Here is a 22,212-nt window from a genome sequence, read left to right as displayed (position 1 = left end):
ACAGGATTCCTAAGTGAAACGTGGCTGAATTCTCCAGTAAGGCTTAGATTTCGGCGATAGTAAGAACCTTGTGAATCACAGAAAATAGTTCTATAATGCAATGGTTGCATCGCACACTGAGAATAATCCTTCGTCAGGGGGGCAAGGATTGGCAGGTTCTCATTTGTAGAAGGGGGAACAAGAATGCGTCGAGTATTGCCGCTGCCTGTATGTCGGATTGCGTCCACTTTCATAGCGCGTGGATGTCACCGGAAATTTCGATTTGCCTTGCTCGCCTGGGTCGTCGCGACGCTAGCTCCGTTCGGAAATGCGCAAAGTACATTTGAGGATCCCGTGCTACATCTCAGCGCCTCCACGGCAGATGGAGTGAGTTCGGCCACGAATGGGAATGGTGTCTGGATCATGGCCTGGAGTGTCGCCGATAGCAGCCTTGGGAACGGCTGGGACAGCGATATCTACTATGCCAGGTCTGGCGACGACGGAGTCACTTGGTCCGCGCCTGCGCTTCTACTGGACGATATGGCAGTGGATGGAACGTCAGATTGGGATCGTTATCCGACCATAGCGTACGGAAACGGGGCGTGGGTCGTGATGTGGAACAATGGGGACATCTTTGCGACACGCACTGTTGACGATGGTTTGAGTTGGTCCGATCGCGTTCGGGTGAACAGTCAGGTGGCTACTGACACTTTCTTTGCGTTACAAGCCAAAATTACAACGGACGGCCAGGGCACATGGGTCGTCAGTTGGTATTTCGGAGAGCGTGTTGGGGAGCTTACGGCAAAATATGCTATGCACGCCTCGGTGTCCACGAATAACGGTGTATCGTGGGCTACTAGGTCCATCATTCAGTCATTGGCGGTAACAACAACAGAATGGCCCGTGCTGTCGAGCGCGGTTGTCTATTCGGGTTCGGGGAACTGGATCCTTGCTTGGAGTTCCAACAACAGCCTCGGCGGGACGATTGGAACGGATTGGGACATCCTATTTTCCAGAAAAGTCAGCAGTGCCAGTTCATGGTCGCTTCCTCAGGCGCTTTCGCACACCGCAATCGGCGACGATTCCGACGGGTACCCTTCGATGGCATCGGATGAAGCTGGAAATGTCGTACTCGTGTGGTCTTCAAAAGGAACGCATGGTTTTAGCGATGATTCCGATGACGATCTTTTCTCCCTTCGCTCAGCCAATCATGGCGCCACTTGGTTTCCAATGGAAGAAATGACCGTAAGTGATGGCTATGCGAGCACGGACACATACCCAAGTATTGCCACGGACAGGCGAGGACGTTGGCTGACTCTTTGGTCCGGGGCTAGCTCGGAGTCTGGAACGATGATTTCGACTGATGCCGGGGCTACTTGGACGACCAGGAGCGCCTTGTCGTCGTGGATACCCTACTATAGTGATACGTATTTGGTCGCGGGCAAGAACGGAACCTGGCTGGGCACATACGTCGCGACTGGTTCCCCCGATCGCGTGTATTCCATGGTCTCGCGCTACGACTTGAATGGACCGAGCGGCGACAGCGACGAAGACGGGATCGCAAACGGTGTCGAGACCACTGCTGACTCGGATCACGATGGGACTCCAAACTACCTGGATGCGGATTCTGATGGCGACTGGATGTCTGACGTCGATGAGGGTGTAGCCGACGGCGACTCCGACGGATTGCCTAATTACTTGGATACCGATTCTGACAACGACGGAATTGCAGATGGTATCGAAGTGGAAATGGGAACCGATCCCTATGATGCCCTGGAGGTACCGCAGGTGCCTTTAAGTGGAGTACCTGTGGTGTTAATCTTGATAGCGGTGATTGGCTTCGTGACTGTAGCCAAGCTCCAAATGAGAAGAGCGTGAACGACTTGCGAGACCGATGGCGTGGCGGGATGCAAAGGTGATGAGGCTTCTTCTCTTTTTGGGTCTTTCCGTCATAATAGGCACGAGCCTTTTCATGGCTTTCGGCGGTTCGGATCGGCTCCTGCAGAGATACGGCCCTGTTACGCTTTGGCTGAAGGGCTGGGACGGAGAGGAGACAATCCCTGATCCGCGGGCCGAGCATGAGCTAATCCTTCATCCCGCAAGTTCGAAGCCGGAGATTCTGGCCGTTAAAGTGGAAGCCACTCCCGGAGACTCGGCTCGATTCTTGTTGCCAGATGGCACTACTTTGGCCAGCTTGCCCGATGATCGGGGCCGCCTTAGAGTCGTTGATTGGTATGGCGGCGACTGCACGATTCGCTATATCCCAGGAAAGGTCTCCGGCGAGGGAATCAGGGTGAAGTGGGTCTTTGGAAGTTCGCACGACTAAGGACTGCCTTCTTGGCGAACGTCCATCGTCCGTTCCTGGGTGACTCGGTGCTACGTCAGCCCTTGTAAGTGTCTGGCTTTGCCTTGTCGCGCTTTTGGTGTTCGTGTGCTATCCTGTTGCGGCGATTGACCGGCGAGGGGGGCAACAGCGGCTCGCGGGACGGTTGGCGAATGAAGATAAACAACTCCCCTGGCAATACTATCTGCGCGCGAGCGGCGGCGGATTGCAGACTGGGCGGAACAGGAGGAACGGGGACCATGAGCAAGGACAAGGGCAAAAAGGTCTATCTGATTTCGAACGGCGACTTTCGGGATTCGGCGGGTGTCGTGTGCTGGCCGATGCAGGAAGAGACGTTGAAGGCCGTTAAGCAGGCCTTCACGAAGCTCGGTGTAAAGACCGAGGTGTATCCCGATTACGACAAGAAGCGGAAGCACGGGTTTCTGACGAAGCAGTGTGAGGGGACATCCGTCTTCTCGAAGATCGATCCGAATGCGCCGGTCGTCGTTGTGCTGAGCTGCTGGGCGTACGCGCACCACGTTAGCGGTCCGCTGCAGACGCACAAGGGGCCCATCCTGTTGCTCGCGAACTTCGACGGAACATGGCCTGGTCTTGTCGCCCTGCTGAACCATTCCGGCACGCTTTCGCGTTTGTCGGTGGAGCATTCCCGCCTGTGGAGCGATCACTTCCTTGATGACGAGTACTTCATGAAGAAGCTCGGCGAATGGGTGAAGACCGGCAAGACGACACACAAGATGGATCACGTGGTTGACGCGTCGAAGCTGAAGCTTTCGAGCAAGGCCGCAAAACTGGGCGAAGAACTTGCTGCGGACATTCGCAAGAACAAGCGCATCATGGGTCAATTCGATCCGGGATGCATGGGGATGTTGAACGCGGTCCTCGACCCCGGCAAGGTCGGCGCGGCAGGTATGCCGATCGAATACCTGAACCAGTCCGATCTGCTCGCCGAGATGAAGCTCGTGAGCGATGAAGAAGGTCAGAAGTACCTCAACTGGCTGGTGAAGAAAGGCGCTTGGTTCGATTGGGGATACGATCAGTTCAAGCAGCTCACGCACGCGCAGGTGCTTTCCCAGATGAAGATGTACGCTGCGGCGGCCCGTATCTACGAACGCTATGGGTTGGCGTCGGTTGGTATTCCCTATCAGTACGGACTCGTGCGTTCGGTGCCCGCATCGGACTTGGTGGAAGGCATGCTGAACAACGCCGACCGTCCCGACGTGGTCAGCCCGGCAACCGGGAAAGTCATCAACAAGGGCAAACCCATTGTCCATTTCAACGAAGGCGACCTCGGCGCTGGCATTCCGCAGTTGCTGATGCACGATATCTACCAGATGAAGAAGATGGATCCCGAAACGACATTGCACGACGTACGCTGGGGACGCGAGTACGACGGCAAGTTCGCGTGGGTGTTCGAGATTTCCGGCGGCGCTCCTCCCGCGCACTGGAACGGCTGGAAGAACACGAAGATCTACCGTCAACCGGCGATGTATTTCCCGCTGGGCGGCGGCACGTGTTCTGGCATATCGAAGCCTGGCACGATCACGTGGGCGCGTTGTTACGAACAGTTCGGTCAGTTGGGCATGGACTGCGGCACGGGCGAAGTGCTGGAAATGCCCGAGAAGGAAGTGAAGGATCGCCTCGACAAAACGACGCCGGTGTGGCCGATTGCGAACGTCTACATTCCGGGTTACGACCGAAACGAGTTGATGGCGTCCCACATGTCGAACCACATTACCATTGGCTACGGCGATATCGTTCAGGAACTCGTGAGCGTGTGTCTCAACCTTGGTATCCCGACGCGTGTCGCGGGCGACGTGAAGAATACGTTGAGCTGAAGATGAAGATGCGATTCGCAGAAGGCAGTTGATCTCAAGCGCTCGTCAGCGATGGCGGGCGCTTTTTTGTTGTCATTTTTAAAAGTAAGCACGTGTCATTACAAAGACAAACGGGAGCGTGTGTCATGGGGCAATTCCTAGTCGGTTGCGATGTGGGGACAGGTGGAACCAAAGCGGTGGTGATGGACGTCGAAGGGAACGTCCTGGGTACGCACTATATCGAGTATCCACTCATCACAACGAAAGAGGCCTGGGAAAAGTACCCCGGGGCCAAAGCCGAACATGACCCCGAGTGGTATTGGAATGCGGTGGCGGACACCATCGCAGTTTCAATCAAACAATCCAAGGTCGATCCGAAAGATATCAAAGGTGTTTCAATTAGTGCGTTGTCGCCCGCGTGCATTTGCGTGGACAAAGATCTTCGTCCGTTGGCGAACGGGCACATCTGGATGGACCGGCGGGCGACGGCCGAATGTGAGTGGTTGAAGCAGAATATCGGCGATGAGCGCGTCTTCAAACTGAGCGCGAATCCCATCGATCCCTACTACGCTACGGCGAAGCTGATGTGGGAAAAGGCGAATCGTCCGGACTTGTATAAGAAGACCTACAAACTTCAGACGGCGGCGGACTATCCGTGCATGAAGCTGACCGGAAAGGCAGTGACGGACTATTCGAACGCATCGCTCATTGGTATCGCGTTTGACATCGTGAAACGAAAGTGGGACACGGCGCTGCTTGAAGAAATTGGCCTTGACCCGGACAAGCTACCAGAAGCGTTTGCGTGCGACGAAGTGATCGGCGAGGTGACAAGGGAAGCCTCGGAACGTACAGGGCTTGCGGCGGGCACGCCGGTGGTCGCGGGAACGGTGGACTGCAATGCGGCATGGGTTGCGGGCGGCGCGGTAGAGCCCGGCTCAACGCAGTTGGTCATGGGTACAGCGGGCGTGTTGGGCGTGGTACACGAGACGCCGACGTTCACGAAGGACATGATTACCATTGTGCACACGGCCAACTCGCGCACGCTCTACACGACGCTGGCAGCGCTGGTCTCTTGCGGGGCGTTGATCCGGTACTTTCGCGACAACTTCGGACAACTCGAATTGACCGCGGAGAAGATGACGGGACGCGACGCGTACGTGATGCTGAACGACGAAGCGCGCAACGTGCCGCCGGGCAGCAATGGGCTAATCGTGTTGCCGTACTTCATGGGCGAACGCACACCGATATGGGATACGCACGCGCGTGGCGTGGTATTCGGCCTGAGTCTCGATCATGGGCGCGGCCATCTCATTCGCGCATTGATGGAAGGCGCGGGTTACGGTCTGCGGCACAACTTCGATTTGATGCGCGCGAGTGGCGTGAAGATGGACTTGCCAATGATTCTGAGCGAGGGCGGCGCGCACAGTCCCATGTGGCGACAGATTATCGCGGACATTCTTAACGTGGAGTGTGCCTACGCTCAGTCGTCGAAGGGCGCCCCGGTTGGCAACGCGGTGGCGGCAGGCGTCGGCGTTGGCATCTACAAGAACTACGACGTGGTGAAGAACTGGGTTCGGCTAGGCGAACACTCGAAGCCCAATCCGGAGACGCACGCGAAATACGCGAAACTCTACGCGATATACCGCGATTTGTATCCTCTTCTGAAGGATCAATACGTGAATCTCGCGGAAGCGATTCAGTAGCGGCGTTACGCCTGAATGTGTGGTATTGTTGAGCCGCTCGCGCGGACGCGAGCGTGGCGATACCGCCATGGCCGAACCCTGGCTGCAAGGAGACTCCTATGCCCCGCGGATACCGACTGGTTCTTTTGACTACCGCTTTCTTCTGTGCCATCGCAGCGCAAGCGCAAGATGCGCCCGACCCAGAAAAGCCGGGACCTTTTCCTGTCGGAGTGACGACGCTACAGCTTGTCGATCACTCGCGGACGGACGAGTCGAGCAAGGGACCGAGGTCGTTACTGACGGAGATTTGGTATCCGGCAACCGACGAGACCAAGGAACTTCCGAAAAACAGCCTTGTCGATTACTACCTGGGCGGAAAGAACATTGGGTACATGATCGCGATGGGCCTCGCCTTTGGCGCGGATATCCGGGAAGTAAGCAAAACGTTTCCGAGCATCGCCGTGCGGGACGCGCGTGTGCGCGACGGAAGATTCCCGTTGATCGTGTTTTCTCACGGGAACGGCGGTTTGCGCACGCAGAGTCCCTTTCTGTGCGAGCATCTCGCCAGTCACGGCTACATCGTGGTCGCGCCCGATCACACGGGTAATTGTGCCGCGACGGTGGTCGGCGAAGAAGTGGTCATTTTCAACGAGGACATGAGAAAGCAATCGGAGGTGGATCGTCCCAAGGATGTTTCATTTCTGATTGACACCATGATTCGATTCAGCAAGGGGGGAGATAGCCGCTTCTTGGGCAGAATCGATGCCGAGCACATTGGCGTGACGGGCCATTCGTTCGGCGGCTACACCAGCACGCTGGTTGCGGACGCGGATCCGCGCGTGAAAGCGATAGCGCCGATTACAGGAGTCGCGAAGTCACGAACGAACTACAATTGTCCCGTGTTAGTCGTCGTTGCAACCGAAGACAAGACCATTAAGGCCGAAGGCAATGATCGGGCGCGGCTGTATTATGAAGAATCCAAGGGGCCACACTATCTCGTGGAATTCAAGAACGCCGGCCACTTTTCGTTTACATGCATGTACTACTTCAAGCCCGACTTTGGCGACGGCGTGGGCCAGGGAGAGCGAATCACAAACGGAGAACCCATTACGTATCTACCAATGGAGACTGTCTACCGGCTGACGAATGGATATGTCACCGCATTCTTCGGACGTGAGCTTAAGAACATCGGCGCCTACGAAGAGTTTCTGCAGTCCAATCCCGACCCCAATGAGTTGATCGTCAAGTGGCAAAGGCCCGCGGCCACAGCGGAAACGACTAGCGGAGGCTGATTGACAAGGCGTATTACGTGCGCGTGTGCGTGAAACCAGACAGACCTGGCGTGACTTGCGCCTTGTCTTCTGAGCCCACCACGAATGGAACCGTGTACGCGGCGGAAGGCATGACGTAATACGTTGGATTTGAAATGCCGGCCTCGAACAAGTCGGCACGCGCCATTTCGAGCGCCTCGGCAATCGTGGCGGCTTTTGTCGCTCCCAACAGAGAGACGGCCTGATCTGGGAGTTCCGTCACGAGGATGGCAGAAGGTCCCTTCTCCACCGTAGACAGCGCCGTCTGTCCGTATATCTCACTGGCCTTTCGAAGTTCGCGAATAATGGCCTTCGCGCTTCCCAAGCGTAACCACGAGGCATACCGTTCGCTTCCAAGACCCTCGGCGCAACTGGCAAGCAACACGATCCGGCCGCCGGGCTCCATGGCCTGGAACGCATTGTAGAGCGCCTTGTGCGATTGGATGAAGTTCCTAGCCTCACCCGCGGAGGCGATCACCAGGTTCGCCCGCTTGCGAATGTGAACCGAATAGAGCGAGCGGGCATATTCGGCGGCGGCGCGATGGGCCGCGTCTAGTTCACCCGCAAATACGCGCGCGATTCTTCCTTCCTTGTCGAGGACCGTGTTGATGATGCAATCGACTCGCGCCAAGCGGGCTCCTTCGAGCATGTCTTCCGCCACGGGGTTTCCATCAAGCGCAGCGATTCGCACGGCCGGATTGAGCCGGTCTTCGTGGGCATGAAGATTCATGGCGTGGTTGTGCGCAATTGTCCGCGACGAACTGATCCCCGGAACGATCGATTTCCTGCCGCCGCCGAATCCTCCGAAGTAATGCATCACGACCGTACCCGTCGCGATGATTCGGTCGCAGTCGTACACGCGTTTGTTGATTTCTATGGGCGTTCCGCGAGAGGTAATCCCGATGTATATGAGATTCGATTCGTCGTTAGGGTCGTGTGTGTAGCACCGGCTGCGCAGGCGCGCGTACATTTCCGGTCCGAGGATCCGCGCCTGTTCCTCGGGTGTGGGCGGCCGGTGGGTTCCGCTGGCAAATACGACAATGATCGACTCGTCGAGTATGCCGCGATAGTTGAGGCCACCGATGAGGACCGGCAGGACCTGGTCGACCGCCGTGTTGCGAAATGCATCCGAAACGACTATCGCAATGCTCTCTCCGGCATGGACGAGTTCAAAAACACTCCGGTCGAGACCGATAGGCTGCTGGAGGGAACCGAGGATCTCCCGCTGCGGATCCGCGAGGGCCGGAACTTCCGCAATCTCAAGTACGTCGAGGCAACGCCCCCAGGGGAGCATCGCTTCGACGGACTTGTTTCCGTATCTGAGATGGAGGTCCATGGACATCTAGTATATCCATTTACTCGTTCGCGTGCACCTGTGATTCAAAGTAGGCTTGCTGCAGGTGGTAGTACTTGGCGCGCCATGCGCGATCGCTGTCCCAAGAAGAGATGTTGTCTGCACGTTTCCGGGGGTCCTCAATTCCGGGATCGCCATCGATACCGGCCGAATACAACTGGTAAGTAGTCGGCGCAAGGTACTTCTCGTCCAGCTTGAGCGCCACCGAGCCGGGAGCTTGATAGGCATCGGAGGGGACATAGTAATACGAGTGATTCCAAGCATCCTGAGGCGGACCCTCCGGTAAGTAGTTGACGGTCTTGGACAAATATGCCGTAGCAAGGCTCAAGCCCATTTCGCCCGCCGGTGGATAGGCGCCTAGATCGGCCCGATACGTCTCAATGGCGTTGGCCAGCGAACGCAACGTGGCTTCCGTGCGGAACATTTGCGCTTTGGGCGAATTCTGCGGGGTGCTGAGCGCGACGATTGTGTATGTTGCCACGAAGCTCACGACCGCGAGAATAGGGAAGAACAGAAGGATGTACTTCCCGGAGATCGTGCGCCTAGAAGTCGAAGTCGATGTCATTGGGTGTTTCCCTATCGGCCATGCACAACAGCCAGACTGCAGCGAAGATTACGCACTCCAGGTACGCCATTACGGCGATAAGGGCGATCCGGTGGGGTAAACCATCGAGAGGACCCGGCGTCTCGGAAATCGACAGGATGTGGCTGGCAACTGCGTCATGCACTACCAACTGAAACACGCAGACTGCAAGGACGATTCCGCTTTGCTGCAATTGCCGTGACAGCGGCGACAGCGCCTCGGAAAGACGCTGCCATTGGAAATGCCCCGTGAACATGATGCATGCGCCGATGGGTACGGTGGCGATATTCATGACCAGCGCGACGATATGGCAGATAGCGGAAATTGCATTTAGCTTGCCGCCATACAATTCGGGGTTTCGAAGCCACATGGCCGCGAATGTGACGAAATCCAAGAGGATCCACATGGGCAAGAATCGCTTTGTGGCTTCCCAATCGTCGCGGATTCTCCAGAGAGGCTTGTCAATCTCTTTTCCCATGCGCGCAAAGACTACGCACCTCACGGCGGCCAAGACGGCTATGAAAAACAGGGAAGACAGAAGCCCGTACGCTCCAATCTGCAGATCCTTGTTGTCCATCCCCGTCTGTTGAAGTACTGCGGCGTCTGCCATTGAACTGAGCAGAACGGCCAAGGCCGCCGCTCCGCAGTAAATGCCTACAGGCAAGAGGTTGCGTTGAACCGCGTCGATTGCGTTCCGGAGAAACTGCACCGAAGATTACTCCTTGGGCAGACTGGGGTCGAGAAAGGCTTGCTGACGGTGCATCACGAAGTGCGCTATGGCCTCTCTTGCCTGGTCGTCGATACCGGTAAAGGTGGCGCGGACCAAGTGGCGGCCGCCCGACAGCGGCGCCGAAGATACGAGCCGCGCATCGACTGTGACGGGTTCGAGCCCTGAGACATTGAACTCCAGCGTCACGCGGATGAGTACCTGTGTGGGAATGGCTTGAGGCGCCACCAACGCAAGACCCCCCGCGCTAATGTTCGTGATACGGCCCCGCAGCTTCGTGACGACCTGTCGATCCTTGGTGTCTTGCGTGTTTCCATCCACGGGCGCATTCAAAATGCCAATCGTCACATTCTGCTCATACCTGACCCGGTAGAAATCGCGCGCCTGGACGCGGGTGAGCTCCGAAGTGTGATAGAAGAGCAAGGCCGGCGGCTCCCGGTCTTCGCGGGCAAACCGCACCGTAAACATGTACCGCGCATCCTCTTCTCTCCACAGACGGACGCGCAGTTCCTCATTTCTTTCGAAAACCGGACGCTCCTCTGTCGCGCCGACGATCCGCACACCCAAGTAGGCCTCGTCGATGCTCGCGACCGAACCGCGAATCCACTTGGGCGGCGCCGCCGACACGCGCGAAATCCAAATCTCCTGCCCTGTGAACAATTCGCGGGTCGAGTGAATACGTTGTCCCAGCGGAACATAATCCAATGCCAGGCGTCCGCGAATGTCACGAAGGAGAACCCCGGCCTGCTCAAAGGCGGTCAAATCTCCGGCGGTCTTGATCTGTTCCATTTCGGATTCGACGGCCTTGTCGAATGTGTGCCGCACCGAGACCATATGGTGAGGATCATCCGGAGACCAGCGCTTCGCTACGTTTTCGAGCAGCTTCTTTTCGTCCGGCGTCAGTTCCTTTTCACGGGCTATTGCTTCCAGGGTCTTCCAGGATTCCAGGCGGTGCCGTTTGCGATTCTTGGACTGCCGGACGTACTCGAATCCAACTGCGGCGAACATCAGCGTGCCGAATGTTGCTGCAAGCCATTGGATGGTGTCGGGTGACGATATTGCCGTACCTAAAGCCATAGCTTTCCCTATTTCCTAAACGCTGCCTGGTTGTCTCAAGACGCTGCACAGCAAAGGATTACCTCCATCAGTATACACAGGGCGTCCTTCAATGTCTCATTTGCCGGTCTTCGCCGTTCACTGACGTGCTTTGGGGACTATACGGGTATGTTGTTCTCGGAGGCACTCCCGCGTACCATTTTCGCGAGTCTGTCGCCACGAAGCGCAGAAAGTACCGGGGTGTTCGTCTATGCGTGTGCTCAGTATGGGAAAGCCGTTCTTCTGCGACGTTTCCCCCGTGTCCTTGTATCGTGGTCCTCATGAGATAAGGACTCTGGGCGAGGATGTGACGTGTGATTTCCAGTTTGATCCGAGGCAGGACTCTGCCGGGGATGCCATCCGGCGGATTGCGTGCACCTGGGCGCCGGATCTACTGATGTGCTGGATGCCCGAAGCATATCCTCCGCCTTTCGGAGTCGAGCACGCGCCCATAAGGACCGTTGCGCTTGTGTCAGACTGGAACGTCTATCACCCCATCCTGGCACCCAATTCCGCTCGATACGACCTGTTTTTGTGCGATCAACGCGGCGCAAACGTCTTGGACGCCGAGCTCATCCAGCCAATGCATGCGATGCCGCTGTATTCCGCCGTCACGCCTATCCATCGGAAGATGGACATCAAGAAGGACATCGACGTTTTGTTCGTGGGCAACCTGAGTACAGCGGCTCATCCGGTCCGGGCGCGCTATCTGGAACGCCTGGCGCGACTTTCGGATCGTTACCGCATCGTGCTTACGGGAGGCGCGTTCGGCGACGACTACGCGAGACTGCTGAATCGGGCGCGTCTGGTGTTCAACCATTCGATACGCGGCGAGTTGAACCTGCGCGTCTTCGAAACGCTCGCCTGCGGTTCCACTGCTCTTCTGGAATCAGGTAACCTCGAAGTGCGCGGCCACGTGAACCCCGGTGAAGAAATCGTGCTGTATGACGCGGACAACTTCGAGGATTGTATCGCCCAGCTCTTGGAACACCCTGAAAAGGCTCAAGAAATCGCAGACGCCGGGCATGCACGCGCCTCGGAATTCGCTGGCGAGAATCGGTTGACGGCATTAATTGACTGGATTGCCAATGCGCCGGGATCCGGCCGCCCGTTTTGCCAATTACCCGAGCACGAACAACGGTATCGCGACATCCTTATGTACGGTCAGTCGCGCTATGCGGGTCATGGAGAGTGGGCAAAGAGTCTTTTGCCCGAGCTCATGGACCGTTGTCCAGACGATCCCCGCGTGTGGAGTATAACCGCGCAAATAGGGCTTTCGAGTCCAGGCGCCACGTTATCGGACGAAATTCTTGATGCACTCGAACGTGCACACGCCTGCATGCCCGAATCGGCCGTACTTGCGCTGAACGCAGCCTTGGGGTGCGCAGCACGCGGCGACGACAAGAAAGCGCTTGGCTACTTATCGAAAGCGGTGCGATGCGAGAGCAGCAGTGGCGAGACCTGTCTGCTGGGGCCGCCCGAGGATGCATTTGTGATCCGTTGGCGGCGCTCCGTGGCTGAGCGAACGGCAACGATCGCCATGGTACATGCGGAGGCGCACATTAGGATGGCCAACATTCTTGCCGCGCACGATGACCTGGCCGCAGCCGAGGAACATTTGAGATGCGCCGAAGACCTGGATGCCGAGAACACGAGCGGCGTCCTTTTCGGGGCGGAGCTGCTGTGGAAGACGGGGAGGAAGTCTCATGCCGCCGAACGGTTGTACCATCGGATGGCGGATCTACCCTTGAGCATAGAGGCGCGGCAACGACTATGCGACATGTTGGCGGAGCTGGGTTTGCGAGCGGATGCGCTGGCCCTTGCGCGCGAAACGATGCAAATCATGCGCGCATTTGTCGACGATCCCGCAACAGTCTAGTGTGGTGAATCGTAATTGGGGCAACATTGTGGTTGACCCAAGAAAGAGTCAATAGCGGCGGAAAACAGGGACTGACACAAGCGCAGCGAAGCGGAGACGTGTCTGTCCCCGCTTTCCGCCCAACCGGGCGCGCGCCTCAATCGAGCACCAGTAAAAAGCGTCCGATTCCGCCGTCGTACTTGACTTCTTTCGGATCGATATCGTGCTCGAGGCTGGTTCCCGTGTAGTACATCCACCACGAGTTTGGTTTGTCTCCCTGCACGACCCCGGGCATGACATAGACCCCCTTTGAATCGAAGGTGGTTCCAATGCCCACGATTGGCTCGCGCCCTTGCCGTGTAAAGTGAATCCCGTCGCGGCTCCACGCCAAATGGCTTTCGACTTTCTGTTGCTGTGTGTAGAAGGCAGCGGGCAGCATCACGTAGAGCCGATCGGCCAGCTTTGTTGCCGCATTCGAATAGAATTGCAGTTCCGCGGGGTCCTGGGCATCGTGACTGAAGATCTCGATGGGATCGGGAAAACTTCCGAAGTGGTCAGACTCGGTGTAGCCGACTGCGCGAGCGCCTTTAAAATCGCCCCCTTGCCACACCCGTGTGTAGAGGCGGTATTTGTCTCCGTCCGGTATGCAGGCGGTTGTTGTATCGGAGTTCTTGGGGCTGATTGGCTCCGGCAAAAGCGTCCATTTCTTGCCGTCCGCGGAAACAGCACCGTACACCCACCAGGCCTGCTTCTCCTCGTTCAACTTTTGCCAGATCATCTTGTACTTCTCGTTGGCGTCCTTGCTTTCGTCAATGAAAACGCACGAGAAGGCGAATCCGCCGATCTGCCGTCCATAAAGAAGAAGATTGTTATTCTTGTTGCCATGGTATTCGACAATTCCGAGGTCAGGTTTCGACCAATGAACGCCATCGTTCGATTCCGCGTAGCAGAGTGATGAGTCGTCGTCGCGTTTGTACTGGCCGTCGTATGCGCCGTACCACATGCGCCAAAGACTGCCCTCTCGTATGACAGTCGCCCCCGAAACGCAGTGGCTTTCCCAAGGCTTGTCTGCCTTTAGGACGGCCTCTGCGCTGCGTTGCTCGACGTGAAAGACGGGCGTGGACTCATTTTGGCTATCTGCCGCCGCATGGACACGTCCGGTGATCGCGCACGACATCAGAAACAAGGTCAGCGCAGTGAGAGTGCGTGAATAGCGTTTGTGTGAGTCTGTTGCGCGTGTGTGAAGAAAACCTGAGTTACGCTTCGCTCTTCGCATGGTCCGTCTATCTCCCCCCCCCATTCCATACGCCCCGTTTGCGACTACACGAATACGGTATCCTTTTCGAATCGCGCGGGTCCACCTGTGTTATTGCGATATCCGCAACGGTAGAATGCAGTCTGACTGTTATCAGGGGACGGCACTGGAAATGGGATGACCAAGTAACGATGTCATTGCCCAAAGAGATCAGGGATTGCATCCGGCTGTGTGCGGAGAGCGGCCGGATGAATCCCGAAGCCGTAGGGTGGTCACGTCACCCTGTGCATGTGTGCAATCTTCGAGGATTCTACCCACGAAAGAAGAAATGGGATTACTGGTGTATCGTGGGAGACCGCTTTCTGTTCTCCACCACGATTGCGCACATCGACTATCTGTCGGTCGGCGCTTTATATTTCTTGGAATATGCGTCGAATCGATATGCGGAGCATGTCGTCGTAAAACCATTCGCCCGCACTCCGATCATGCCGGAAACAGTTGAAGGTTCGATCCAATTTGAGCAAAAAGACACGCGCATCGCGTTTGAAAGCGCAGAAACCACGGTCCGTCTTTCAATTCATGCAGATTCATTCGCGGGACAGCCACTCGACGCGGCGATTGAAATTGTGAGGCCTGCGGAGCACGAGACTCTCAACGTTGTCATCCCATGGAGTCCGACGAGGTTTCAGTTCACGTCAAAGCAGCATTGCCTGCCGTCTCGGGGGACCATCCGGTGGGGCAACGAGACGTTTGAGCTTGTTCCCGATGCAGCGTTTGCGTGCCTGGACTTTGGCCGCGGAATTTGGCCTTATCGCACCACCTGGAATTGGGCCGCATTCTCCGGCTACAGCGGCAGTGACGTTATCGGTGTCAACATGGGTGCCAAGTGGACCGACAACACGGGGATGAACGAAAACGGGATTCTGCTCAACGGGCGGCTGTATAAGTTGTTTGATGAAGTCGCCATCGAATACGACTGCCGAGATTTTATGCGCCCTTGGCGCATGAATTCCGAGTCGAGCGACGCGATCCGGCTTACCTTCGTCCCATTCTTCGAGCGTGCAGATGATACGAACCTCTTCGTGGTACGCTCCACAACGCATCAGACTTTTGGCCGGTATCAAGGGACGATACGGGTCGAGGATAGGACGATACCTGTGGATGGAATTGTGGGCTGGGCTGAGGAGCATCGTGCTCGATGGTAGGTGGAACATGATTATGAAGACACTCATTGGCATTTGCGTTGCCGTATGTGCGGGAACCGTCGTTGCGCCAGTCGAAGCGGCGGAATCATATGACATTGTCGTCTATGGCGGGACCTCGGGAGGAGTCGCGGCGGCCGTACAAGCCGCGCGCATGGGTAAGACCGCTGTCGTGATCGAGCCGGGCCGTCATTTGGGCGGTTTGTCATCGGGCGGGCTTGGTGCTACGGACATCGGGAACAAGAAGGCTATTGGGGGGATATCGAGAGAGTTCTACCAGCGGCTTGGCAAACACTACGGTCAACCTGAAGCATGGACGTTTGAGCCTCACGTCGCGGAAGACACGTTCAAATCGATGATGGCGGAAGCGAAGATCCCCGTGCTCTACGGCGAACGGCTTAACCTTGAGAAGGGTGTTGAGAAAGACCAAGGCCGGATAATCGCCATCGTCATGGAGAGCGGGCTACGCGTTGAGGGGAAGGTATTCATCGATGCGACTTACGAAGGCGACCTGATGGCGAAGGCCGGCGTTTCGTATCACGTGGGCAGGGAGGCCAATAGCGTGTATGGCGAGACGCTAAACGGTGTGCAGACTAAAAACGCCAAGTCCCACCAATTCGAGTGCGCCATCGCCCCGTATATCGTGGAAGGCGATCCGTCCAGCGGATTGCTGCCCAGTATTCACGACGGCGGACCTGGTGAAGAAGGAGCGGGAGACAAACGCATTCAGGCTTACAACTTCCGCATGTGTCTGACGAATGACCCGGCAAACCGGATGCCGTTCCCAAAGCCGCAGAACTACGATCCACTGCGTTACGAGTTGCTGTTGCGGTATCTCAATGCCGGTCACTGGACCGTTTTGGGATTGTCGACGCCCATGCCGAACAAGAAGACCGATACCAACAACAAGGGCGCATTTGCCAGCGATAACATCGGCATGAACTATGAATACCCCGACGGCGACTATGCGGTTCGAGAGCGGATCTTCAACGAGCACAAGGATTACCAGCAGGGACTGATGTGGTTTCTCGCCAACGACCCGCGTGTCCCTGAAAACGTGCGGAATGAGGTCAACCAATGGGGGTTGCCAAAAGATGAATTTGTCGACTCAGGCGGCTGGCCACATCAGCTTTATGTTCGAGAAGCGCGGCGTATGATCTCCGACTACGTGATGACCCAACATAATTGTCAGGGGCAGGAAGTGGTCGACGATGCCGTAGGTCTCGCCGCCTATACGATGGACTCGCACAACGTGCAGCGCTACGTCAAGGACGGACGCGTGTGGAACGAAGGCGATGTCGAAGTCGGCGGATTCCCGCCATATCCAATAGCCTATCGTTCGATCCGGCCCAAGCAGAGCGAATGCGTTAATCTGCTGGTTCCAGTTTGCCTTTCCGCGTCGCATATTGCGTATGGCTCGATACGGATGGAGCCGGTGTTCATGGTGTTAGGTCAATCCGCCGCGACGGCTGCGTCCATGTCCATAGATGCGGGCTGCGCTGTCCAGGAAGTGGATGTGAAGCGTCTTCAAGAACGCCTACTGCAAGACAAGCAGATATTGACGTGGGTTCCCTGAACCAAGTTGTGGCGAGACTTCTCGCGCGGGACATCTTGAATAAGGTTGACTTTGCCGAGCCGACTGACTAACGTACGGCCATGAAAACTCAACACGTCTCTTCGCGAATTCAATATGGTAAGTGGACCCTTGCGGGGGTTCTGCTGAGTCTCGTGATTGCAGGAAGCGCAGTGGCTGCGGAACCAACGCCCAGCGCATTGGAAGCAGACTCCAAAGGCTGGGTGGACATCATACCTTCCGCGGACCTGAAGGGGTGGTCGCGCGTAGCGGTTCCGCCCAAGGATCCGCTTGGCAAGCAGCAGTGGCACGTCGAGGATGCCGGGAAAACGCTGGTCTGTGAAGGCGACGGCGGTCATGACATGTTGTTGTGTGACCGCGAATTCGGCGATGCCGTGTTTCACTTTGAGTTTCGTTACACGAAGGTCGAAGGGAAGACAGGCTACAATAGCGGCGCGTATGCGCGCAATTCCAAAGACGGTTCACTTTGGCATCAAGCTCAATTCGGTGATGCGGACGGGGGCTATCTCTTCGGCGAAACGCTTGGCCCAGACGGCAAGAAGAAATCGTTTGGCACCAAAGATGAGGTGAAAGACGGGCGCGTGAAACCTGCCGGTGAATGGAATACGCTGGAAATCACCGCGAAGGGCAGCGAACTGACTCTATGGGTGAATGGCGCGGTAACCTGCAAAGTGAACAACTGCGGCAACCCCAAGGGTTTTGTTGGGCTTGAAGGCGAAGGATATCGCATCGAATTCCGCAACCTTAAGGTCAAGGAACTGAAATAATCATCGCCGCGGCAATGTAAACCTACCCATACGGACCGGATTGTCCATATTGCTACCCCGCAGTTCCTCGAAAGACACATTATGCCGCGTTCAACAGCGGCGCATTCCTGCAACCTACTCCGGCTGTAATTCCTGGGGGCTTTAGTCAAGCTCGCTGACATCCTGAATCACGTTGTGTGTCTAGTTCCAAAGAGATCACGCAGATGCGGATTGAGGAAGCGTCCGTGTGGGTCAAGTTGAAGCCGCAACGTATGGAAATCCCCCCATTTCGGGTAGGATGCCTCCAGTTCATCTGAAGATAGACTATGCAATTTGCCCCAATGCGGGCGGCCGTCATATTTGCGAAAGACCTGTTCTGCCGCGTGAAAGTACTCGTGATAGTCCATGCCGCGGAATTGGTGCAACGAGATTGTGACGCTGTCACGTCCGTAGAATGGGCTCAACCAAAGGTCGTCCCCCTTCACGAAGCGGTATTCGATGGGGAAGCTGACCCCGAAGCGCCGGGATTCAACCAGCCGCAGAATCTCGTGCAGGGCTTCCGGACCGTGCTCGGCTGGAAGCGCGTATTCCATCTCGTTGAATCGTACGAGACGGCGCGTGGACAGGACTCTGTGTCCGTCGTCGATTTCCTCACGGCGGTTTGCGGTGCGCGCGGTGAAACGGCTGATCGCCGGACACCATCGTGAGTTTATTCGGCCCAGGGCTCCTACAAGTCCGAAGCACATATTCTCCAGCAAAACTTCGTCTACCCATTTCACTGCGGGACGCGTCGATGGTGGCGCGCTGGTACTGCGATGCCACTTGGCCATCGCCATGCTCGTGTGGGGAAATACGAAGAACTCGTAGTGACGGCACTCGCGCGCGAATGATTCCGCCTGTTCGATCGCTTCGCGTACGGGTAACGTGTCGGCAACGTAATGAAGGCGATACGACGGAACAAGTTTGAGCCGTACCTTCGCGAGGACCCCCAGCGCGCCAACAGAGACCGCAACGGCCTTCAACGTATCCGAGCCGGGCGCGCATTCGACAATTTCCCCGTCAGCGGTGACAAGCGTGACCGACTGAATGAAGGTGGAAAGGCACCCGAATTCGATTCCCGTACCGTGGGTGCCGGTACTCACGGCGCCTGCGATGGACTGAACATTGATGTCGCCAAGATTCGGCATGGCCAAACCGTGTTCGGCTAAGAGATGATTCAAGCGCCACAGCTTTGTGCCGGCCCATACCGTTGCTTCGCACATCTCGCGATTGACATCGAACACTCCCTGCATGGCATCGAGCGACAGGAGCGTGCCGTCTGTGGCGACTATGTCGGAAAAGGAGTGGCCTGAACCAACAACACGAATGGGAGAATTGCCTTCGCGGACTGTCCGCTGAAGCTCTTCCAATCCAGATGGTATTTCTATGCGTTCCGGGGCGCAACGAACACGGCCGGACCAATTCGACCATTTCCTATTTCCCACGGCGTCACCTCGCGTGTTGGCGTCCAACTGTAGTTGGGCTCAGGAGGCATGTCAACAGTGGAAGGTGCGGTTTCCAACATTGCGTTGTTGCCGTGGCGGTAATCGAAGAATATACTGATAGCTAGATTTAGGGTTGAGGGCTGTTCTCGTAAACAGGTTAAGAGGGAGGGTGAAGCTATGCAGTGCAGTTTCGCTCGGTATTTGCAGTTGCTGTCTCTTTCGCTAGCACTTGTTTGGGGAGTTGTCTCGACGGATGCCGCGACATTAACGGTCGGCTCATTCAATGTTGAATCAGGCGGAGCCACTCTGGACAAGACTGCAGAGGCGCTGGCCACAGTGGAGAAAGACGAACAATGTGATTTGTGGGGCCTGTGTGAAGTAACAGACAAGAGCTGGGCGCAGCAGTTTGAAGTGGCTGTGGAGGCTGCCAGTGGACACGACTTCTCGTATGTGCTAGGTACGACTGGCAGGACCGACCTGATGGCAATCGTGTACCGTACAGATCGCCTGGAACCCAAGGACGAAGCTGTGGAGCTTCACTATATTAATCCGGAAAACAAGGTGCGGTCTCCGCTGGTGATTCCTTTTCTGGACAAGGACACCGGCGCAACCTTTTACTTCATGGTTAACCATCTCTACCGGAGCAATAACAATGCGAGGCATACGCAGGCATCGCAGTTGAACGAGTGGACGCGTGCACAATTGACAAAGGATCCAACGGTGGGCGTAATTGCTGTCGGCGATTACAACTTCGATTACCGCGTATCGGATGAAGGACACGACAAGGGCTTTGACAATATGATTAGCGATGGCGTGTTTGCTTGGGTTAAGCCCGGCGCGCTCATTCCGTCGCAGTGTAACAAAAACTATAAATCGATCCTTGACTTTGTATTTACTGCAGGCCCGGCGCAGCAATGGAAGGCGAATTCCACGATAATCCCGATGGCCAGTGATTACTGCAGCAACGGGGACAACAGCGATCATCGCCCGCTTGTTGCCCATTTCGAGATTGGCGAATCACACAAAGATGATGAGTTGATTCGCCGCATTGAAGCAATGGAGAAATCTCTGTCCGAACTCAAGACGATTATTATGCAGCGGAACTAGTCCTTTTCTTCACAGGAAGTAAAAACGTTGCCGCGTGGAACCGGCTTCGTGTTCCACGCGGCTATTCGAATCGCTTAGCTTGCGATGACGGTTTAGCTGCGGCGCTTCTTGCCCATGCGTGAAGCCGCCAGACCGGCGAGTCCCGTGCCCATCAGAAGCATCGAGGCCGGTTCCGGTACCACCGCCGGAGGATGGCACTTGGCCATGCCCTGACCAAATTCTTCGCTTACGGAAGCATTGATGCTCTCGCTCGCCGACGCGACGCTGAATGTATTGCTTGCGTAAGCCGACGAAGTCGACGTTGCCGACGCAGACTGATTCAACGACGGCTGCTGCGGCGTCATAAAGACCGGGTTGGAACCCAAAGTCGCTTGTGGAAGTCTCCACCCAGAGATGACGCTTGAATCCAGCCCCTTCGCATACGCCGCTTCGGAAGAAGAAGCGTTTGTGAACGCCGCCATTCCGTCCGTGTTCTCCAAGAGCTGCTGGCTGAGCAGGTTCTTGCCAACCAACGGGGTGTACCGCAACTGGCCTCTTGAAGTCGCAGGCATCCAGGCGAACGGAATCGCCGTATGAACTGAAGACGAATTCCAGTCCCACATTCCAACGCGATCCGCCAAGCTTTCAAACAGTGCGCTGTTCTGGCCAAGCAGCCACGCCTCGGGATTTGTCATGTCGGCAAGCGGTGTCGAGTACGTGGGCATCATAGTTGCCCCAACCGGCAGAGCAACGAACGCTAGTGCAACGATCGAGAGTGCAACGGCCAGGCGGCGAGTCGAGATCTTCATACTTCCTTCCCCCTCATTCTTTCCCAGCCTCAACTGGACTGGGAAGGTATTCATCAGTCTTGTGGGGGTATAGAGCATAGGATGTGCCGATTTTGGCGCAGAGTTGGAAAGGCTTAAGCAGGAATGCCTTACGCAAGTACACGAAAATCGAACGATGGTTCAAGAGTTGTCAAGTTTGGATAAATGTGTCGCCAAAATGAGCATACTTTCTGTTTAAAGGTATCGAATTGGCAAGAATTTACTAATCCAACAAGGGCTATTGTCTTGGGGAATCAAGCCCGATTGCCTTGCTTATGACGAAGAGGGGTCGTTGCTGCAGCTCAATCATGGCTCGCCCAACATATTCCCCGATGATGCCAATCAGTAAGCATTGGACGCCGCTCACGAGCAATAGACCGAGCATGCCCCATTCCAGCAAAGACGCGGGGTTCGACCGAAGCAGGAGCCCCAGCGCCGCAACCATGGACATCGAGATGATGAAGACGCCCAGCCAAAGTGCAATCCGAAGTGGCAAAGTCGAAAACGCTGTTAGGCCTGTGACGGCAAGGCGCAGGCTTCTCAGGAAGGAATACTTCGTCTTGCCGTGCATGCGGCGTTCTTGCGTATAGTCCACGACGGAATGAGCATATCCCGTCCATGAACTGAGCGTGCGCATGAGCCGGTTCCGCTGCGGACACGCGTTCAGGACATCCACCACGGCGCGGTCCAACACGCGGAACTCACCCGTGTCGAGAGGGTAGTCCCATCCGGTCGCGGCACGCATGACGCGATAGAATACGAATGCGAAGGCCCGTTTGCTCGCGGCGTGTTCGATCCGGCGAATGCGGCGTCCAGCCACAATCTTGTAGCCTTCCCGCCAGCGTGCGAGCATTGCGGGGATGACCTCGGGGGGATCCTGCCCGTCCGCATCCATAACAATGACGGCATCCCCCGTCGCTGCCTGCAAGCCCGCCGTTATCGCCGCGTCCTGCCCGAAATTGCGCGTGAACACGAGGGCGCGAACGCGCGCGTCACGAGAATGGAGCTCGTTAAGAACTTCCGCAGAATTGTCTGTGCTGCCATCGTCGACAACGATCAGTTCCCATTCGCAGTCCACCCCGGCCAAGACATCGGTCAAGCGCTCATACAATGGGACTAGATTGGGGGATTCGTTGAGCGCAGGAACAACGATGGAAATACGTACCGCAGACGAAGACAACTACGACTCCTTTCCTGTCGGCTAGGCTGATAGGACTACCGGAGTGTGGCGAAAACAATGCGGGCGATACCCCTGCACATTCGCCATTACGC

18 protein-coding genes are annotated in these 22,212 nt (G+C 56.4%); 10 read left to right on the top strand and 8 right to left on the bottom strand.

Annotated features, from left to right (window positions below):
* The first annotated feature begins 1,080 nt into the window (after nt 1-1,080).
* The 5 genes from K1Y02_00315 (at nt 1,081) to K1Y02_00295 (ending at nt 7,111) form a co-directional block, all read left to right on the top strand.
* A complete protein-coding gene (locus K1Y02_00315; protein ID MBX7254770.1) occupies nt 1,081-1,857 on the top strand; it encodes a thrombospondin type 3 repeat-containing protein in 777 nt (258 codons plus the stop codon).
* Between the two features lie 37 nt (nt 1,858-1,894).
* Nucleotides 1,895-2,305: a hypothetical protein gene (locus K1Y02_00310; protein MBX7254769.1), complete on the top strand. Its 411-nt coding sequence runs from the start codon at nt 1,895-1,897 to the stop codon at nt 2,303-2,305.
* A gap of 257 nt (nt 2,306-2,562) precedes the next feature.
* Nucleotides 2,563-4,158, top strand: a complete 1,596-nt coding sequence (locus tag K1Y02_00305) for a fucose isomerase (protein ID MBX7254768.1) — start codon at nt 2,563-2,565, stop codon at nt 4,156-4,158.
* A 125-nt stretch (nt 4,159-4,283) separates the two neighbouring features.
* Nucleotides 4,284-5,840, top strand: a complete 1,557-nt coding sequence (locus K1Y02_00300; protein ID MBX7254767.1) for an FGGY-family carbohydrate kinase — start codon at nt 4,284-4,286, stop codon at nt 5,838-5,840.
* A 98-nt stretch (nt 5,841-5,938) separates the two neighbouring features.
* Nucleotides 5,939-7,111, top strand: a complete 1,173-nt coding sequence (locus K1Y02_00295; GenBank protein ID MBX7254766.1) for a dienelactone hydrolase family protein — start codon at nt 5,939-5,941, stop codon at nt 7,109-7,111.
* Between the two features lie 13 nt (nt 7,112-7,124).
* Here the strand turns inward: K1Y02_00295 and larA are convergent, their stop codons facing one another.
* The 4 genes from larA to K1Y02_00275 are packed head-to-tail and all read right to left on the bottom strand — an operon-like array spanning nt 7,125 to nt 10,870.
* A complete protein-coding gene (larA, locus tag K1Y02_00290; GenBank protein MBX7254765.1) occupies nt 7,125-8,471 on the bottom strand; it encodes a nickel-dependent lactate racemase in 1,347 nt (448 codons plus the stop codon).
* A gap of 13 nt (nt 8,472-8,484) precedes the next feature.
* On the bottom strand, nt 8,485-9,048 hold the full coding sequence (locus K1Y02_00285) for a type II secretion system protein GspG (protein ID MBX7254764.1): 564 nt from the start codon (nt 9,046-9,048) through the stop codon (nt 8,485-8,487).
* The gene (locus tag K1Y02_00280) at nt 9,026-9,775 is read right to left on the bottom strand and encodes a hypothetical protein (GenBank protein ID MBX7254763.1); all 750 of its coding nucleotides are present in this window, start codon (nt 9,773-9,775) and stop codon (nt 9,026-9,028) included. Before K1Y02_00280 ends, K1Y02_00285 begins: the two co-directional genes overlap by 23 nt.
* 6 nt (nt 9,776-9,781) lie before the next feature.
* Nucleotides 9,782-10,870 (bottom strand): PilZ domain-containing protein, encoded by a 1,089-nt coding sequence (locus K1Y02_00275; protein MBX7254762.1) that lies wholly within the window; start codon nt 10,868-10,870, stop codon nt 9,782-9,784.
* Nucleotides 10,871-11,099: 229 nt separating this feature from the next.
* Between K1Y02_00275 and K1Y02_00270 the strand changes: the two genes are divergently transcribed.
* On the top strand, nt 11,100-12,767 hold the full coding sequence (locus K1Y02_00270) for a glycosyltransferase (GenBank protein MBX7254761.1): 1,668 nt from the start codon (nt 11,100-11,102) through the stop codon (nt 12,765-12,767).
* A gap of 136 nt (nt 12,768-12,903) precedes the next feature.
* On the opposite strand, the gene K1Y02_00265 is transcribed toward K1Y02_00270, so the two are convergent.
* Nucleotides 12,904-14,022, bottom strand: a complete 1,119-nt coding sequence (locus K1Y02_00265; GenBank protein MBX7254760.1) for a hypothetical protein — start codon at nt 14,020-14,022, stop codon at nt 12,904-12,906.
* Nucleotides 14,023-14,249: 227 nt separating this feature from the next.
* On the opposite strand from K1Y02_00265, the gene K1Y02_00260 reads away from it, so the two are divergent.
* From K1Y02_00260 to K1Y02_00250, 3 genes are all read left to right on the top strand, one after another.
* Nucleotides 14,250-15,206, top strand: coding sequence for a DUF2804 domain-containing protein (locus tag K1Y02_00260; GenBank protein ID MBX7254759.1), 957 nt, complete (start codon nt 14,250-14,252; stop codon nt 15,204-15,206).
* 13 nt (nt 15,207-15,219) lie between these two features.
* Entirely contained in the window at nt 15,220-16,779 is a 1,560-nt protein-coding gene (locus K1Y02_00255) for an FAD-dependent oxidoreductase (protein MBX7254758.1), read from the top strand.
* Nucleotides 16,780-16,859: 80 nt separating this feature from the next.
* Nucleotides 16,860-17,564 (top strand): DUF1080 domain-containing protein, encoded by a 705-nt coding sequence (locus tag K1Y02_00250; GenBank protein ID MBX7254757.1) that lies wholly within the window; start codon nt 16,860-16,862, stop codon nt 17,562-17,564.
* A gap of 167 nt (nt 17,565-17,731) precedes the next feature.
* Here the strand turns inward: K1Y02_00250 and K1Y02_00245 are convergent, their stop codons facing one another.
* The gene (locus K1Y02_00245) at nt 17,732-19,027 is read right to left on the bottom strand and encodes an FAD-binding protein (protein MBX7254756.1); all 1,296 of its coding nucleotides are present in this window, start codon (nt 19,025-19,027) and stop codon (nt 17,732-17,734) included.
* Between the two features lie 177 nt (nt 19,028-19,204).
* Here K1Y02_00245 and K1Y02_00240 point away from each other — a divergent pair, with 177 nt between their 5' ends.
* Nucleotides 19,205-20,134, top strand: coding sequence for an endonuclease/exonuclease/phosphatase (locus K1Y02_00240; GenBank protein ID MBX7254755.1), 930 nt, complete (start codon nt 19,205-19,207; stop codon nt 20,132-20,134).
* 92 nt (nt 20,135-20,226) lie between these two features.
* Here the strand turns inward: K1Y02_00240 and K1Y02_00235 are convergent, their stop codons facing one another.
* Both K1Y02_00235 and K1Y02_00230 read right to left on the bottom strand, forming a co-directional pair.
* Nucleotides 20,227-20,922, bottom strand: a complete 696-nt coding sequence (locus K1Y02_00235) for a PEP-CTERM sorting domain-containing protein (GenBank protein MBX7254754.1) — start codon at nt 20,920-20,922, stop codon at nt 20,227-20,229.
* 256 nt (nt 20,923-21,178) lie between these two features.
* Nucleotides 21,179-22,120, bottom strand: a complete 942-nt coding sequence (locus K1Y02_00230) for a glycosyltransferase family 2 protein (protein MBX7254753.1) — start codon at nt 22,118-22,120, stop codon at nt 21,179-21,181.
* Nucleotides 22,121-22,212: the final 92 nt, after the last annotated feature.

Source organism: Candidatus Hydrogenedentota bacterium, assembly GCA_019695095.1.
In the GTDB taxonomy this organism is placed as follows: Bacteria; Hydrogenedentota; Hydrogenedentia; order Hydrogenedentales; family SLHB01; genus JAIBAQ01.
The sequence above is the reverse complement of the archived record's forward strand: the minus strand, read 5'-3'. Positions and strand labels throughout refer to the sequence as shown.

Coding starts and splice junctions, on each gene's coding strand:
- K1Y02_00315 (MBX7254770.1), top strand. CDS start 1,081: ATGGCATCGGATGAAGCTGGAAATGTCGTACTCGTGTGGTCTTCAAAA.
- K1Y02_00305 (MBX7254768.1), top strand. CDS start 2,563: ATGAGCAAGGACAAGGGCAAAAAGGTCTATCTGATTTCGAACGGCGAC.
- K1Y02_00300 (MBX7254767.1), top strand. CDS start 4,284: ATGGGGCAATTCCTAGTCGGTTGCGATGTGGGGACAGGTGGAACCAAA.
- K1Y02_00295 (MBX7254766.1), top strand. CDS start 5,939: ATGCCCCGCGGATACCGACTGGTTCTTTTGACTACCGCTTTCTTCTGT.
- larA (MBX7254765.1), bottom strand. CDS start 8,471: ATGTCCATGGACCTCCATCTCAGATACGGAAACAAGTCCGTCGAAGCG.
- K1Y02_00285 (MBX7254764.1), bottom strand. CDS start 9,048: ATGACATCGACTTCGACTTCTAGGCGCACGATCTCCGGGAAGTACATC.
- K1Y02_00275 (MBX7254762.1), bottom strand. CDS start 10,870: ATGGCTTTAGGTACGGCAATATCGTCACCCGACACCATCCAATGGCTT.
- K1Y02_00270 (MBX7254761.1), top strand. CDS start 11,100: ATGCGTGTGCTCAGTATGGGAAAGCCGTTCTTCTGCGACGTTTCCCCC.
- K1Y02_00265 (MBX7254760.1), bottom strand. CDS start 14,022: ATGCGAAGAGCGAAGCGTAACTCAGGTTTTCTTCACACACGCGCAACA.
- K1Y02_00260 (MBX7254759.1), top strand. CDS start 14,250: ATGAATCCCGAAGCCGTAGGGTGGTCACGTCACCCTGTGCATGTGTGC.
- K1Y02_00255 (MBX7254758.1), top strand. CDS start 15,220: ATGAAGACACTCATTGGCATTTGCGTTGCCGTATGTGCGGGAACCGTC.
- K1Y02_00250 (MBX7254757.1), top strand. CDS start 16,860: ATGAAAACTCAACACGTCTCTTCGCGAATTCAATATGGTAAGTGGACC.
- K1Y02_00240 (MBX7254755.1), top strand. CDS start 19,205: ATGCAGTGCAGTTTCGCTCGGTATTTGCAGTTGCTGTCTCTTTCGCTA.
- K1Y02_00235 (MBX7254754.1), bottom strand. CDS start 20,922: ATGAAGATCTCGACTCGCCGCCTGGCCGTTGCACTCTCGATCGTTGCA.